The organism is Ornithinimicrobium tianjinense (assembly GCF_014636495.1).
In the GTDB taxonomy this organism is placed as follows: domain Bacteria; phylum Actinomycetota; class Actinomycetes; order Actinomycetales; family Dermatophilaceae; genus Ornithinicoccus; species Ornithinicoccus tianjinensis.
This window is the reverse complement of record NZ_BMEM01000001.1, coordinates 1,024,380-1,039,270: the sequence shown is the minus strand read 5'-3', so window position 1 is coordinate 1,039,270 and position 14,891 is coordinate 1,024,380. Positions and strand designations below refer to the sequence as shown.

Genomic DNA, 14,891 nt, shown 5'->3' with positions numbered 1-14,891 from the left:
GTCACCGGGCCCGTCCGGCCCGAGGTGACGAGGAGGTCGCTGATGAAGCAGCTCAACTGCCGCGACGTGGGGTTCGACTGCGACGGGGTCGTCGAGGGCGAGACCGCCTACGACGTGCTGACGCAGGCCGCCCAGCATGCGCAGGAGGTGCACGGCCTGAGCGAGGAGCAGGTCACCGACCCGGGCTTCGCAAGCCAGGTGGAGGCGCAGATCCGCGACGCCGGCTGACGTCCGGCTCAGAGTCCGAGCGCGCGGCGCACCAGCGCGAGCGCGGCCTCGGGCTCCATTCCCAGCGAGGTCGTAGCTTCGGCATACCTCTCCGCCGCCGCCCGCGCGGAGACGAGAGCGTCTGCCGTGCGCCCCTGGACGACTCCGGCGCGCACGAAGGTGCCCGAGCGCCCGCGACCCTCGAGCACGCCGTCAGCCTCCAGCTCGCGGTAGGCGCGCGCGACCGTGTTGGGTGCCATCCCCAGCTCGCCGGCCAGGCTGCGCACGGTCGGCAGACGGTCGCCCGGCACGAGCGCGCCGTCGCCGACGAGCGTCAGCACCTGTGCCCGGAGCTGCTCGAACGGCGGCGTGGAGGAGCTCGCGTCGACGGGACTGAACATCAGCGGCTGCCCGGTGACGCCGCGCCGCTCCTGAGCCAGGTCACGCGGTCTGGTCGGGCTTGCCCTCGCCCGGCTGGACGGAATAGGCGGGCGGCTCGTCCTTACCGGACTCCTCGTCCTGCTCGGCGTCCTCGGCGGTCTGCTGGACGATGCCCTGGGCGTGGTGGACGGGGGCGTACACCACATACAGCTTCAGCGGCTCGTCGCCGGTGTTGATGACGTCGTGCCACGTGCCTGCGGGCACCTGGATGGCCCAGTCGTCCTCGACGTCCTCCTGGAAGGGCAGGTCCTTCTCGCTCGGGCCCATCACGCACCGGCCCTTGCCGGCCTCGAGACGCAGGAACTGGTCGGTCTCCGGGTGCACCTCCAGACCGATGGACTCGCCCACGGGGATCGACATCAGCGTGACCTGGAGGTACCTGCCCGTCCACGCCACGGTGCGGTAGGTGTCGTTGCCGGTCGTCGCCTTCTCGATGTCGAAGACGTGGGGCTTGGGGCCGGGGTCGGTGATAGGCATCGGACGTCCTTCCACTCGGATGCTCACTGGTGCTTCGACCTTAGCCAGTGTCCTGACCGGTCGCGCCCGGGGAGGGCTGCGGCGACGTGGTCGCCTCGGGCCACCACGGTCCGGGTGCGCTGCCCCGCGGCGTGCGTTCAAACCGGCACTTTTCCCCGCGAGTCGCGCAGAACCGCGCCACACCGGGCCGCTTCCCTCCCCGCCGCGGAAAGTGCCGGTCTGGGTGCTCGGGCATGCGGAGGGTCGGAGGGGCCGAGGCGTTGCTAGCCTCCTTCTCATGGACCTCGGGGTGGACCTCGGCACGACCCGCACGACCGTCGCCGTCTCCGACCGGGGCAACTACCCGGTCGTCGGCTTCCTCGACGCCGACGACGACGTGCGGGACTGGTTCCCCTCCGTCGTCGCCCGCACCGGGCCTGGACCGGCCGGTCTCGTCTTCGGGTATGCCGCGCTCGCGGCGGTCGCGCAGGGCGCCCCCGCGGTGCGGTCGTTCAAGCGGGCCCTCGCCGAGCCCGACGTGGGTCCGCGCACCAAGGTGCTCGTCGGCGACGAGCCGGTGGCGCTCCCGGACCTGCTCGCCGGCTTTCTCCGGACCCTGGCCGAGGCGCTGCGCACCCGGTCGACCGTGGCCGGCGAGCAGCTGGGTCGCACCGTGATCTCGGTCCCGGCCCACGCCCACAGCGCGCAGCGCTTCCTCACGATGGAGGCCTTCCGGGCCGCCGGCTTCGACGTGGTCCAGATGATCAACGAGCCGTCGGCCGCGGGCTTCGAGTACTCCCACCGCAAGGCCCGCACCCTCACTCGTGCCCGGCGCCGGGTCGTGGTCTACGACCTGGGCGGCGGCACGTTCGACGCCTCGCTGGTGACCGTCGACGGCACGCAGCACGAGGTGGACGGCTCGTTGGGGCTCAACCGCCTCGGCGGCGACGACTTCGACGTGGTGCTGGCCGACCTGGCCCTAGCCCGGGCGGGGAGCACGGGGGCGACGGCGCAGATCCGGCCCGGGAGCACGGCATACCTCGAGCTGGTGGAGCAGGCGAGGGAGGCCAAGGAGCGGCTCGCGCCGCAGAGCCGACGGCTGGTGCTCGAGGTGGGCGGCGAGCCCGTGACCGTGCCCGTCGAGGACTTCTACGCGGCGGCGGCCCCGCTGGTGGAGCGGACGATCGAGGCGATGGCGCCGCTCGTGAGGGGGCTGGAGGACCCGGGGGCTGCTGACGTGGCCGGCCTCTACCTGGTGGGTGGCGCTTCCGCGCTGCCGCTGGTCCCACGGACGCTGCGCGAGCGCTTCGGGCGGCGCGTGCACCGCGCTCCCCTGCCCGCGGCGTCGACTGCGATCGGGCTGGCGATCGCCGCGGACCAGAGCTCCGGCTACTCCCTCACCGACCGGCTCTCGCGCGCGGTCGGGGTCTTCCGCGAGACCGGCTCCGGCGCGGGCGTGGGCTTCGACCAGGTGCTGGGACGCGACCAGCGGCTGGAGACGGGGCACCGCGTGCAGGTGCACCGCCGCTACCAGGCCATGCACGACGTGGGCCACTTCCGCTTCGTCGAGTACGCCGGCGTCGACGCCGAGGGTGCCCCGACGGGCGAGCTGGTGCCCTACGGCGAGCTGCTCGTCGCCTTCGACCCCACGCTGCGCTACGGGCGCGACCTACGGCGTCACCGGGTGCGGCGGATGGAGGGACCGCTGGTCGAGGAGGTCTACACGGTCGACAGCAACGGGCTGGTGGACGTGGCGATCACCGAGCTCGGCAGCGGGTATGCCGTGACCCACCGGTTGGGCGTGTAGCTCGCCTCCCCGTTGTAGCCGCACACCGTGTGTGTCGAGGAGTCGGACAGCAGGTCCATGCGGACGTCCTCGCGCGGCAGACACCAACGGGTCGGCAGGTGCGTCTCGAAGAGGGCGACCGGACGGACGGCGTCCGCCAGGACGGTCCCGTCGAGCCGCACGACCACGTGCAGACCTGCCCGTCCAGCGTCGGGTCGTCCGGCCAGAAGGCGGTCGACCGGGCCGGGCAGCGGGTATGCCGTTCCCCCGTCGGGCGTGTGCGCGGATCCCTCACCCGGCGGCGCCGCCGCCGGGCCTCGCACCGTCGGCCGCGAGCTGGTCGACCACCGAGGCGAGGTACGGCATACCTGGGAACTGGGCCATGCGCTGCGCGACGTGCTGCGCCGCCTGTCGGTAGCGAGGCTGGTCGAGCACCGCGTGGACGGCCCGACCGACGGCGGCCGTCGAGGGGGTCTCGGAGTTGATCCGACGCCCGACGCCGGACCAGGCCACCCGGGCCGCGACCTCCGGCTTGTCCTCCTTGCCGCTGGAGGTGACGATCGGCACGCCATACCGCAACGCGTACTGGACCCCGCCGTAGCCCCCGTTGGTCACGAAGACGTCCGTCCGGGGCAGCAGCTCGTCGTAGGGCAGGAACTCGGCGGCGCGCGCGTTCGACGGCAGCGGGGGCAGGGTGTCCACCGGCCGTCCTCCGGTGGCGACGATGACGAGCAGGTCCTCGTCCGCCAGGGCCTCCAGGGTGGGCGCGATGATCTGCCGGTAGTCGCGGTTGGCGATCGTGCCCTGCGTCACGTGCACGACGCGACGCGCACAGTCGAGCTCGTCCCACCACGGAGGCAGGGGCGCGCGGGAGCCGGACGCGGAGATCGGGCCGGCGAAGTGGAGGTTGGCCGGGGCGTCGGAGCGGGGGTACTCGAACTCGGGGACCGTGAACTGGACGAGGGCCTCCGCGTGGCGCGGCCAGTCCAGCAAGGAGAACGGCAGCGGCCGGCCGTGGATCTCCTGGTTGAGCTCGTCACACATCCGGCGCGCACGCGCGAACACGGTGCGCGAGGCGACCGTGTGCAGCAGGGCGTTGCGCAGCCGACCGACCGGTCCGGCCAACGGGGTGATGCCCGTGCCGTAGGGGGCTGTGTCCCGGCTGACGATCAGCGGCGGAACCACCCCGCAGACGACGATCGGCGGCCGCTGGCCCAGCTCGTGGCCGAGCAGGAACGCCCCACCGGCGAAGGCCGGATCCGTGAGCAGGACGTCGGCGGGCTCCTCGGCGTGGAGAGTCATGATCGCGTCATGGTGGGGCCGTCCCGGGCGGGCGAAGATCGCCTCGATGTCGTGCGCGGTGGCTTTGGCACCCTTCAGCTCCGCCCGCTCCGGGAACACGGTGTTGAAGTCCATCCGGTCGTCGAAGTCGGCCTCGGCCGGGAGCGGCACGTGCTCGGCACCCGTGGCCTCCACGACCTCGGCGAACCGGGCACCGGTCAGGAAGCGGACCCGGTCGCCCCGCTCCGCGAAGTGCCGGGCGACGGCCAGCAGCGGCGTCACGTGGCCGTGGATGGGGACCGCAGCGATGATGATGGACAGCACGGGCGCCTCCGATGGCATCGTCCAGGATTGAATACTATGATGCAGTATTCACCTGTATGAGAAGGTCGTCAATGATGAAATCCGCCGCCTCCCGCGGACGTCCGTACCGCTCAGAGCTCAGGCAGCGACAGGCCGCTCAGACGCGACGGCGCGTGGTCGAGGCAGCCGTCGAGATCTTCAGCCTCCAGGGCTACCAGGCCACCACCTTCGCCCAGCTCGCCGAGCGTGCCGGGGTGTCCGTCGAGACCGTGCAGAAGCACGGCCCCAAGTCCGCGCTGCTCCAGGCGGCGGTCGAGATGGCCTCGTTCGGCGTGGAGGGTGAGAACGACTTTTTCGACAGCGAGGCCGGCCGGTCGGTGCTTGCCGCTCAGAACCCGGACGAGCTCGCCGCAGCCGTCGGGCAGGCCATCCTAGCGATCAACGCGCCGTCAGCGGGCGCCTGGACGGCCCTCGCGGGCGCGGCCCAGGGCGACCCCGAGCTGCGCAGCCACCACCTCCAGATGCTCGGGCTCATCCGCGCCCAGGTCGACGCCGTCCTGCGATGGGTCGACGGGCGCGGCTGGCTGCGCCAGGACGTGAGTCACGACGAGCTCGTCGAGGCCATCTGTGTTATCACCAGCGTCGAGAGCTACGTCCGGTTCGTGGAGCTGGACGGCAAGACGCCGGAGGAGTACCGCGCCTTCGTCACCCGCGCCATGCGCGAGACGGTCCTCGCTCCCTGACCTCAGTCGGGCCTCGGTCGGGGCCCTCAGGCGCCACGGGTTCACGGCTGCGCGACGGACCGTCTGCCCTGAGTGCCAGACCTGTCTCGGCGGGGGGTCCCGTCGCATGGAAGCACGCCGGCGTCCTCGGGGCAGCCGCGCTTGCCATCGACCTCGCACTGTCGCCCGAGTCGATCGAGGCGGCGAGCGCGGGCGTCGCCTGACCTGGCGGCCGCACGTCCGCGGCCACAAGCCCGGGAGTCCCTGGCCATCCGTCAGAGGTCCCACATCCACCGCACGGACGAGCGGATACCTCGACCGAACAGCGTCGACCCGTCCCCACGGCTGGGCAGCGTCACACCGCCCAGGTTGCCGTAGCAGGAGGAGTTGACGGTCGTGACAGCACTCAACCGCCGAATACAGGGCGTGGTGACGAGCCGAAGTTCCCGCCGCACTTAGCCCGCACCGCGCGCTGCAACCTGACGGCACAAGACCACCAACGCTGCCTCGCCTCCTCCAAGCGGAGTCAGGCAGGTGAGCCTTTAGGGGTCGTTCTCAAGTTCTCGACATCGGTGATGATCGCTCGCACGGAACTGTAGCGCTGGCCTGCGTCATGGTCCACGCACTTCATAATGATTGGCCACCATCGCCCTGTGCCTGGCCGAAGCGCCTCCTTGCCGCTGAAAATGAAGGAGAGAACGCATCCAATCGCGAAAATTTCATTCGCCACATTGTACGACTTGAAGTCGTCCAGATAGGGGTCTCTGATGGTGCCCCTCATGTGCGTGTTGGTCTGAGTGAAAACGGACTTGCCCGACTTAACCAACCCAAAGTCCGACAGCTTGACCAGGACGGCGCCTTGATCAAACACCTTCACCAGGACATTCTGTAGACTGATGTCGCGATGGAGCAAGTCTTTCGTGTGGATGTAGTTGATGCCATAAAGAAACTGGAGAGCAATTCGCTTCCGGGTCGAGAGAGACAGGTGCCGCCCCTTCCCTTCAATGTATGACCGGAGGGTTTCGTCACAGAACTCCATGCGGTATTCGTTGCGTCCCGGGTCGAATCCATACACTTCGACTATATACGGAAAATTGAGCTCCTTCATTACCTCAAATTCCTTCTTAAAGCGGTGCAGATCTCGCTCGCCTATCCCTCGCTTGGCCCGCTTCACAGCGAATCGGACGCCGTAGTCTGGGTCAATGTAGGAGTATACCTGCGCGTAGGATCCCTCACCCACGAATTCCAACTCCACGGGCCGGTCCATCTTCTTCAACCTGACTGATTCTAGGTCGCGACGAAACACAGGCTCGTACTTGATGATATCGATCCGCGCGAAGTCGTCAGGTATAATACTTCCACCGCTCCGAGTGAGCCACGGTTCGCATCGGTCCAACGCGTACTGATACGCAGGAGACATCTGAACAGGCACTCCCGCTCGAGACATATTATGAAGGTCTTCGTTCAGCTCATCGATGAGCGCGAGGAGGTCGCGACTGTTGTCGGCCCAATAGTGCCGCGTGCTGCGCGATCGATCGTTGATGTCCTCAAAGTGCTTGTCAAGGCGTTTGTGGAGTACGCTGAATATATGGCCGAGCTCCTCGTCGTCCTCATACAAGTTCTCGTAGTGTCGAGAGCTTGCCGTCGACTCGTACTTAGACCTGAGTTCCTTGATGATCATGGCCTCTGTCGTCATCGTCCTCCTCTCGGCTACCGTCACGGTCGCCGACGCGGCGCCATCTCGCCGATTCCACCATAGAGGCATCCTTCAGGATCCCGCCCGATCCGATCGCTGCGCGTTGCGTCACTCGAAGGTTCAACAGGACGCAGCCCCCCATTGGTAAGGGCTGCAGTCACGTGCCGGGTAGAGCGACCTTGGGGACGACTCGCCCAACGGCGGAGCATCGGTACCCCGGTCGCCGATGCTCGCGTTACCATTGGAAGACGTCATCGAGGTGGAGGCCCTCCCGTGCTCTTGCAGTCCGCGCTCTACTACCCCTATATCCATGTCAGAGACGACGCGTGGCTTAAAGCAGCAGCCCTCTACTGGAAGAGGGTAGATCGCATCGTGCCCCGAGATTACCCAACGCGGGATAGTCGTACGGTGAAGGTCCTGGGTGATGAGTTGGGTTTTATCGAGTCGCGCAGGCCTGGAGCGGCCGCTGTTGAGGCGTCTCGCTTATTCCTCGACCTCTTGGAAGTTCGCGGTGACGAGTTAGCTGCATCATTGCGAGTGCAACCCGACCGAGGGGCACTGCGTGAGCATCACGATGCGCCTGTCGATGGGGGTCTTAGTCCTGGCGGATCGATAGGTTACATCTTTGCCGAGAAGCTATCGACGGAACTCATCAGCGCGATGGTCGAATCTGGCCTGGCGGTCGGCGCGTCCGATGACCATGGCCGCCATCGCCGATTATCTATGAGCGTCGGGTCCGCCAATTGGATCGGGATGGACAGTCGGCTCGCCGCCACTTATATGACCGTGCTGACGCGACTGACCGCTGACCACTTCCACCTCGATCCCGTGACAGACGTTCCCCTCGCGCATGTGGCTATGGATGCGATGTCCGTCGACGAGGTTGCTCGGGCTCTCCTAGGCGAGGGAATGGTCTCGCCCGTCGCTCGGCCCCAGACGCTACAACAACGGGTTGCCGTTCTAGCTATCGAGTCCGTGATCCCACGCAGAATCGGCCTTATTGATGCTACGGATATCGTGCGCTTCCGGAAGCGTCACGAGGATCTGCTTGGTGACTTTCAGAAGGCTGTCGCTTCAGCCGCTCAGGAGTTGCGTCAGTTGCCAGAGGATGTCGACAGCGCGATACTTCGAGAGCACGTGATAGAGGTCACGCGCCGGCACTTGCTTCATCCACGCGACGAGCTTCGAGGCGCGCTGCAGTTGTTCGGATTGGAGACGGCCAGAAGCCTCGTCACGTTACAACTTCCGTTGAGCGCCTCTGGTGGGGTCGCACTGGGCGCATTGACCGATCCAATTGTGGGAACCGGAGCAGGAGTCGGTGCCGTGCTACTAGCATACGGGGTGAATGAGGCCAGCCGTCGGCGCGAGTTGCGGCGACGCGACGGGGCGGCAAACTACCTGCTCGAACTCGAATCGGCTCTAACACCACGGAAAGCGTTGCGACGGCAGGTGGGGTTCACCCCGAGATGGGGGTGACTGAAGCATTGTCCGCCCAGCGGGAATCACGAGCTCACGAGGACCAGGATTCCTCCCGGACCGGGAAGCAATACTGTCGCGCTTGCTGCGAAGACGTTGAGGTGCGTCCGGTCGGGCGCGTGGCGCCCGCCGCCGCCCAGGCTATGTCCTGCACGTGAAGGCCGTGATGCGGCGTCGACAGACACCTCCCACGTCACGGGCTCATGATCTGTTCGAACTCGTTCTGCCGCGTCTCAAGCCGGCCAGAGAATGCCTCCGGGACCATGGATTCGTAACAAGCGAGCGCACTGTGGAGTGTGATTGCCACGCCACCAGGGACCGAGTTGACCTCCCATTCCGGGACTCGATGCAGTCTCCCCCTCGCTGCGTCGTCTACGTCGAAGTACGGTTCTGCGCTCACGAACGTTGCGTGAGTCGACCATGTCTCGATGAGCCACGCCTGATATAGGTTCATTAGACCGTATGTTCGGGCCCGATGCAGGGTCGCCAGGTGCCGGTCTTCGATGCGCGTATCGTCATCGGTCTCGACCGCAATGGCACGTTCCAGACGTTCTGCAGCTTCTCCTTCCAGGCGCCAGCCAGAGTGCTGCGCAGCCTGGAATCGCGAGTAGCCGTTAGCCCTGTCCCTGAGCAGAGCCTGAGCTGCGCTGCCTCGCTTGTCGACCACCCAGCGGAGAGCGATGGCATGTTCGAGCATGGAGCGAAGAAGGGGTGACGCCTCCACGTGGAAGGCGTGGTCGCTGAGCAAGAGCGCCGCCTCTCCTGTGCGGACGATCCGTGCAGTCCATCCCCAAGTGATGTTCACGGCATCTACCTGGGCTCCGGATGCTCGGCTCCCGTCAGGCAATGCCATCGTCGGCGGACCCGGGGCCTTCTCCCAGTCGGCGATCAACTGACGGGCCAGGTAGGACAGTCGCTCGTTGCGGTCTGAGAGGGGCACGGCGGCAGGCTACGTCACCGCCAACGTCCACACACGCTCATGCCGCGAGCCGCACGTCGGGATCACACCGGGTGCGTCCTTCCGCCGCGTGCGTGACGTTGCTCAGGCGGTCTGGAGGGGGTGGATCTGGTCCAGGTCGGCCCCGATGACGTCCTTGCGGTTCTCCAGGTCGTACCGGGTCTGCAGGTTGATCCAGAACCGGTCGCTGGTGCCGAAGTAGCGGGACAGACGCAGTGCCGTGTCGGCGGTAATGCTGCGCTTGCCGTGCACGATCTCGTTGATGCGCCGTGGGGGCACGCCGATCGCGACGGCCAGGTGGTGCTGGGTGACCTCCAGGGGTCCGAGGAACTCCTCGAGCAGCACCTCACCGGGGTGGATGGGGGCGATAGTCGCGTTCATGTCTCACACCTCCTCTAGTGGTAGTCGACGATCTCGACGTCCTGCGGACCAGCATCTGTCCAGACGAAGCAGATCCGCCACTGCTGGTTGATCCTGATGCTGTGCTGGCCGGCCCGGTCGCCCTTGAGCGCCTCCAGCCTGTTCGCCGGGGGCACCCTCAGGTCCTCCAGCACCTCGGCCGCGTCCAGCATGACCAGCTTGCGTAGGGCGACTCTCTCGATCCGAGGGTCGAGGTCCTTGGCCCGCTGGCGAAACCACAGGCGTTCGGTCGCGCCGTCCCGGAACGACCTGATCACCTCACCAGCATAACGTGCCGCGTTATGCCACGCCAGGCCCTGGGAGCGACCAGCCCTGCCACACCTTCCGTCGGAACCTCTCAACACGCGTCACTCCGCCGCGAACGGACGCCGTGTGTCGCCGCCTTACCATCTCGACGAACGTCCGGACATGGCTCCCTTCTATGGCACCGGTTGTCAAGGGGGCGAGGCCGGGGGGCGTTCGAGTGTGCGTCGACGCTGGTCGGTGTCAACGTCGTTCGTCCGGTGGGGCGCTCCACGTTGATACCGCCGGCGCGTCGACGCGGTGGGTCTGGTGCCTCCCCGGTCGCGATCTTCCGGGTCGGCTGCCGGCTGAGCAGCGTGGTGGCTGCGGGTCCGGGAAGTGGCTTGTGCGAAGGACTGAGCCGCAGATCCAGCTCTTGTCCCCACACCGCCTCCTAACACCGTCTGGACCTCGGGGATCGTGTCCTCGGGGGACGAGACGCAGCGCAGGATCGGTGTCCTGCAGCTTGGGTGCCATGGGTCGACGGGCGCGGCTGGCTGCGCCAGGACGTGAGTCACGACAAGCTCGTCGAGGCGGTCTGCGTCATCACCAGCGTCGAGACGCGCCGTGCGCGAGACGGTCCTCGCTCCCTGACCCCACTCGCTATCTTCCTCGCTGCCTACGTGCTGCAGCGGGCATGAAGAGGCCGTGCATCTCGTCCCCGAGATGCACGGCCACCTCCTCGTTCAGTACTGCTGGCGCTGCTCCTGGACCCGCACCTTGGACTCCTCGGCGCTCGCCTTGACGTCCTCGGTGGCGAGGCGTGCCTCGTCCTTGACGTGCTGGGCGCTGTCGCTGGCCGTCTGCTTCACAGAGTCGACCGCCTCCTGGGCCTGAGGCTTGACGTGGTCCACGACGTCCTGCGCGACCGCCTTGGCCTCCTCCACGACGCCGCTGTCCTGGACCTTCTCCTTGGCCGCGGTGGACAGCTCGCGCTCCTTGGCCGTGCTGGGCATGAGGGACCCGACGAGCCACCCGGCACCGAGCGCGACCAGGCCCGCCGCCAGCGGGTTGCCGCGGGTCTGACGCCGCGCTGCTGCGGGAGCCGCCGCGACGGCGTGGCCGGCCGAGCTTGCTGCGTCGCCCACGGTGGAGGACGCCCGGCCGGTGAGACCCGGCCGGTCGTCGTAGGGGTCGTCGCTGCCCATGACCTTCTCCTTGAGGGAGTGGCCGGCGTCCAGGACCGCGTCCTTCGCCTTGTCCGCCTGCCGGCGGGCGACGTTGCCGGGGCTGGCGGCCTCGCCGAGCGCGTCGACGTCCCGGCTGAGGTTCATGCGTGTCTGCTCGATCTCGGCGCGCAGGACCTCGGGGTCGTCGCTGGTCGGCACCGGTTCACTGGGGTAGTTCGTCATGCTGGCTCCTCGTTTCCCTTGAGTGCGTCAGGGACCTGCTTGGCTGTCTCGACCGTGTACGGGAGACCCCTGACCTTCTGCATCTGCGAGCGGCCCATCATTGCCAGGACCGCTGCGACGACCGCCCAGATGGCGGCCACGACGACCGCGGCCCAGCCGCGGTCCATGACGGCGCCGAGCGCCCACCACAGGGCGACGGACAACCACAGGAGCACGAACCACCCGGCGAGGGCAGCGCCGCCGAGCAGCCCGGCTCCTCGTCCTGCCTGAGCAGCCGACTGCTTGGCCTCGGCCTTGGCGAGCGCGACCTCCTGCCGCATGAGCGTGGAGAGGTCCGTGGAGATGTCCGCGACGAGAGCGCCGATGGAGGCGACCTCACCCTTGTCGTAGGTGTCGTGCGCCCCGTGGATCTGCTCGGGCTCTCGGTGCTGGCCCGGAGCCGTCATGGCTGACCCACCCCACGGGTCACGGGCGGGACGTCACCGGGCACGTCGGCGCTCGGCCGACCGCCGTAGGACGGCACGGTGCCCGCGTCCGCCACGCCCGGCTCGACCGCGTATGTCGTGCTCGTGGACCTCGTGCTCGTGGACATCGTGGTCGTCGTGCCGTGGGGAGAGTATGCGGGCGCCGCAGGCGGCGGTGCGGCATACCCGGAGCCGGCCTGGTCCTGCTGCTCGTCGCGCAGCCCACGCGTCAGCCGCCCGCCCACGAGACCGACGAGCGCGCAGATGCCCAGGAACGTCCCGGGATTGCGGCGCGCGTACCGCTTCACCTCGTCGAGCACCTCTTCCGGTCCACGGTCGCTGAGCCACGTGGCCGCTCCGTCCATCCGCTCGCTCACCTGGCGCACCAGGCCGCTGGCCATGCCGCCGCCCTGCTGCGCGCCGTCGGCCATCTGGCCGAGCTCACCGGCGAGACCGCGCATCGCCTCGGCGACGCGTCCCTGCTGGGTGCCGGCCTGGTCCCGCAGGTCGGTGCGGACACCGTCATACAGCGAGGCGATCTGGCTCTTCGCCTCGCCGAGCACCGCCTTGGCCTCCTCGCCGGTGGTGCTGGCCACCGACCGGCCCGCCTCCTTGGCGTCGTGGGCCACCGTGGCCGTCTCCTGCTTCGCTACGTCACCCGTGGACGGGGAACGCTGATCCTGGTCGAACGCTTGGTCACTCATGGTCATTGCCTCCTCGGGGACCGGTTGTCCACCTCCCTCGACCGTAGGGAGACGCCGGCACCCGCGCGTGGTCAAACGTCACCGTCACCCCTAGGGGTGAGGAGCGCGGCAGCCCGGCGTTCTTCCTCAGGCCAGGCCGCTCACGGGCGGCGGGGCACCCCGCCCAGCGTCTCCTGGACCCTCGCCAGAGCGGTCGCCACGTCCTCGTGCTCCCAGACGCGTATGACGCGCCAGCCCGCCTCGCGCAGCAGGCGGTCGGTGTCCTCGTCACGCGCCCTGTTGGCGGCCAGCTTGGCCGCCCACCAGCCGCTGTTGGCCCGGGGCTGCGTCCCGTGCTCCGGACAGCCGTGCCAGAAGCAGCCGTCCACGAACACCGCGACCTTCGCCCTCGTGAACGCGATGTCGATGGTCCGGCGCCGGTTGCCCGGCACGGGATAGACGACGCGGAACCTTCTCCCCTGCGCGTGCAGCGCCCGACGCAGCGCGACCTCAGGTGCCGTGTCGCGCCGGGCGGCCACCGACATCCGCGCCGAGACGCCCGGCGACGAGGCACCGGGGTGCGGCGGGACGCGAGGAGGCACCTCTCGAGCGTAGGCCCGCGCCCTCAGCGCCCTCGCCAGGCGCGGCGGCTCACTCCCTCCGCATCGGCGGCATCAGCTCCGTCGCGCCGGCGGCCTCGAGCAGCCGCGCCGGCCGACCCCGCCCGCCTCGCCGCGCCTCCCCCGTCTCCTGCACGAACCGCTCGGTCCGCGCCACCTTGCGCGCGAAGTTGCGCGGGTCGAGCTCGACGCCCCAGACGGTCTCATAAACCGCCTGCAGCTCGGGCATCGTGAACTGCCGGGGCACGAACCGCAGCGCCAGGTCGCTGTACTCCAGCTTGGACCGCACGCGCTCCACGCCGGCCTCGACGATCTCGCGATGGTCGAAGGCCAGCCCCTGCCTCACGGCGTCGCTCACCGGCCACCACCGCGCGTCGCTCGCGTCCGAGCCGCCCCGCACCTCGGGCAGGTCCGCACCCACCGCAAGGTATGCCGTGGACACCACCCTGTGCCTCGGGTCGCGGTCCGGCCGGCCGAACGTGGCCAGCTGCTCGAGGTGCACGGACGTCGCGCCGACCCCCGTCTCCTCCTCCAGCTCCCGGTATGCCGCGTCCGCCAGGTCCTCGTCGATCCCGACGAAGCCGCCCGGCAGCGCCCACCGACCCGCGAACGGCTCCCCACCCCGCTCCACGAGCAGCACCGAGAACGCACCGTCCCGGATCGTCAGGATCACGAGGTCCACCGCGACGTAGAACGGCGGGTACTCCGACGTGTAGGCCATGGCCCCACACTAGCCTTTTCTGTCCTCTTGACAGGTATGTCGGTGCGAGGGTTTAGTGTCAGAGTGACAGCAACAGAAGGAGTCACCCATGCAGCTCTCCCCCGCGCAGACCGACCGCGCCGCCGGCGTCCTCCTCGGCCAGGCCGTCGGTGACGCGCTCGGCGTCCCCTATGAGTTCGGCACCGCCCGCTTCGACGCGAGCACCGGACCGCAGATGAGCGGCGGCGGCCTCGGCAACTACGCCCCGGGCGAGTGGTCGGACGACACGCAGATGGCGGTCTGCGTCGCCGAGGTGCTCGCGACCGGCGCGGCCGTCGACGACGCGGCGCTCGAGGCCGTCGCCGACGGCTTCCTCCGCTGGCACGCCGACGGCCCCGCCGACATCGGCGCGCAGACGAGCTCGGTGCTGGGGCGCACCCGCCGGCGCACGCACGGCATACCCACGAGGACCGCGATGGTCGAGGCCTCGCGCGGCCTGCACGAGCGGACCGGCCGGACGGCCGGCAACGGCGCGCTCATGCGCACCGCCGTGGTCGGGCTGCACCGGCTCGACGACCGCGACGCCACGGCCGGCGCCGCACGGGCGATCGCCGAGCTGACGCACTGGGACCCGCTGGCGGGCGACTCGTGCGTGCTCTGGTCCGAGGCGGTCCGGGTGGCCGTGACCGAGGGCGTGCTCGACCTGCGCAGCGGGCTGGACCTGCTGCCCGCCGCGCGCCGCGACGACTGGCTGCGGCGGATCGAGGAGGCCGAGACGCGCGAGCCCACGTCCTTCAGGGACAACGGGTTCACGGTCACCGCGCTCCAGGCCGCGTGGTCCTCGACCCACCACACGCAGCCGTCCGAACCCGGTCCGGACCACGTGGCGGCCGCCCTGCACGCGGCGATCGCCATCGGTCACGACACCGACACCGTCGCAGCGATCGCCGGTGGACTGCTGGGTGCGCGGTATGGCGTGTCCGGGCTCCCCGCCCGCTGGACCCGGCGGGTCCATGGCTGGCCGGGACTGCGCAGCCACGACCT

General features: G+C 68.9%; 17 protein-coding genes and 1 pseudogene. 5 read left to right on the top strand and 13 right to left on the bottom strand.

From position 1 onward, the window contains the following. Window positions 1-42 precede the first annotated feature (42 nt). The gene (locus IEV65_RS04835; protein ID WP_188428423.1) at window positions 43-228 is read left to right on the top strand and encodes a DUF1059 domain-containing protein; all 186 of its coding nucleotides are present in this window, start codon (window positions 43-45) and stop codon (window positions 226-228) included. Between the two features lie 8 nt (window positions 229-236). Here IEV65_RS04835 and IEV65_RS04830 read toward each other — a convergent pair whose 3' ends face one another. Both IEV65_RS04830 and IEV65_RS04825 read right to left on the bottom strand, forming a co-directional pair. Beyond that, entirely contained in the window at window positions 237-608 is a 372-nt protein-coding gene (locus IEV65_RS04830; RefSeq protein ID WP_188428422.1) for a GntR family transcriptional regulator, read from the bottom strand. 40 nt (window positions 609-648) lie between these two features. After that, window positions 649-1,125, bottom strand: a complete 477-nt coding sequence (locus IEV65_RS04825; RefSeq protein WP_188428421.1) for a cupin domain-containing protein — start codon at window positions 1,123-1,125, stop codon at window positions 649-651. 277 nt (window positions 1,126-1,402) lie between these two features. Here IEV65_RS04825 and IEV65_RS04820 point away from each other — a divergent pair, with 277 nt between their 5' ends. Then, the gene (locus IEV65_RS04820; RefSeq protein ID WP_188428420.1) at window positions 1,403-2,911 is read left to right on the top strand and encodes an Hsp70 family protein; all 1,509 of its coding nucleotides are present in this window, start codon (window positions 1,403-1,405) and stop codon (window positions 2,909-2,911) included. On the opposite strand, the gene IEV65_RS04815 is transcribed toward IEV65_RS04820, so the two are convergent. Both IEV65_RS04815 and IEV65_RS04810 read right to left on the bottom strand, forming a co-directional pair. Beyond that, a complete protein-coding gene (locus IEV65_RS04815; protein ID WP_229734904.1) occupies window positions 2,824-3,078 on the bottom strand; it encodes a DUF427 domain-containing protein in 255 nt (84 codons plus the stop codon). The genes IEV65_RS04820 and IEV65_RS04815 overlap by 88 nt on opposite strands. Window positions 3,079-3,181: 103 nt before the next feature. Beyond that, window positions 3,182-4,495, bottom strand: a complete 1,314-nt coding sequence (locus IEV65_RS04810; protein WP_188428418.1) for a glycosyltransferase — start codon at window positions 4,493-4,495, stop codon at window positions 3,182-3,184. Between the two features lie 152 nt (window positions 4,496-4,647). Here IEV65_RS04810 and IEV65_RS04805 point away from each other — a divergent pair, with 152 nt between their 5' ends. Further along, the gene (locus tag IEV65_RS04805; protein ID WP_188428417.1) at window positions 4,648-5,217 is read left to right on the top strand and encodes a TetR/AcrR family transcriptional regulator; all 570 of its coding nucleotides are present in this window, start codon (window positions 4,648-4,650) and stop codon (window positions 5,215-5,217) included. Window positions 5,218-5,722: 505 nt separating this feature from the next. Here the strand turns inward: IEV65_RS04805 and IEV65_RS04800 are convergent. Continuing rightward, a complete protein-coding gene (locus tag IEV65_RS04800; protein ID WP_188428416.1) occupies window positions 5,723-6,892 on the bottom strand; it encodes a protein kinase family protein in 1,170 nt (389 codons plus the stop codon). A gap of 273 nt (window positions 6,893-7,165) precedes the next feature. Here IEV65_RS04800 and IEV65_RS04795 point away from each other — a divergent pair, with 273 nt between their 5' ends. After that, a complete protein-coding gene (locus IEV65_RS04795; protein WP_188428415.1) occupies window positions 7,166-8,368 on the top strand; it encodes a DUF6236 family protein in 1,203 nt (400 codons plus the stop codon). Between the two features lie 193 nt (window positions 8,369-8,561). Here IEV65_RS04795 and IEV65_RS04790 read toward each other — a convergent pair whose 3' ends face one another. From IEV65_RS04790 to IEV65_RS04755, 8 genes are all read right to left on the bottom strand, one after another. Continuing rightward, window positions 8,562-9,308, bottom strand: a complete 747-nt coding sequence (locus IEV65_RS04790; RefSeq protein WP_188428414.1) for a DUF5677 domain-containing protein — start codon at window positions 9,306-9,308, stop codon at window positions 8,562-8,564. A 102-nt stretch (window positions 9,309-9,410) separates the two neighbouring features. Continuing rightward, the gene (locus IEV65_RS04785) at window positions 9,411-9,707 is read right to left on the bottom strand and encodes a HigA family addiction module antitoxin (protein WP_188428413.1); all 297 of its coding nucleotides are present in this window, start codon (window positions 9,705-9,707) and stop codon (window positions 9,411-9,413) included. A gap of 14 nt (window positions 9,708-9,721) precedes the next feature. Further along, the gene (locus tag IEV65_RS04780) at window positions 9,722-10,003 is read right to left on the bottom strand and encodes a type II toxin-antitoxin system RelE/ParE family toxin (RefSeq protein WP_188428412.1); all 282 of its coding nucleotides are present in this window, start codon (window positions 10,001-10,003) and stop codon (window positions 9,722-9,724) included. A 711-nt stretch (window positions 10,004-10,714) separates the two neighbouring features. After that, window positions 10,715-11,380 (bottom strand): DUF3618 domain-containing protein, encoded by a 666-nt coding sequence (locus IEV65_RS04775; RefSeq protein WP_188428411.1) that lies wholly within the window; start codon window positions 11,378-11,380, stop codon window positions 10,715-10,717. Next, on the bottom strand, window positions 11,377-11,826 hold the full coding sequence (locus IEV65_RS04770; RefSeq protein ID WP_188428410.1) for a phage holin family protein: 450 nt from the start codon (window positions 11,824-11,826) through the stop codon (window positions 11,377-11,379). Before IEV65_RS04770 ends, IEV65_RS04775 begins: the two co-directional genes overlap by 4 nt. Continuing rightward, on the bottom strand, window positions 11,823-12,548 hold the full coding sequence (locus IEV65_RS04765) for a hypothetical protein (protein ID WP_188428409.1): 726 nt from the start codon (window positions 12,546-12,548) through the stop codon (window positions 11,823-11,825). Before IEV65_RS04765 ends, IEV65_RS04770 begins: the two co-directional genes overlap by 4 nt. Before the next feature lie 140 nt (window positions 12,549-12,688). Then, window positions 12,689-13,129 carry a very short patch repair endonuclease gene (locus tag IEV65_RS04760; protein WP_229734903.1) on the bottom strand — a complete coding sequence of 147 codons (441 nt, stop codon included), beginning with the start codon at window positions 13,127-13,129 and terminating at the stop codon, window positions 12,689-12,691. Window positions 13,130-13,178: 49 nt separating this feature from the next. Further along, the gene (locus IEV65_RS04755; protein WP_188428408.1) at window positions 13,179-13,868 is read right to left on the bottom strand and encodes an NUDIX hydrolase; all 690 of its coding nucleotides are present in this window, start codon (window positions 13,866-13,868) and stop codon (window positions 13,179-13,181) included. Window positions 13,869-13,956: 88 nt separating this feature from the next. Between IEV65_RS04755 and IEV65_RS04750 the strand changes: the two are divergent. Continuing rightward, window positions 13,957-14,883 (top strand): annotated as a pseudogene (locus IEV65_RS04750) (ADP-ribosylglycohydrolase family protein); the annotation flags it as partial. Window positions 14,884-14,891: the final 8 nt, after the last annotated feature.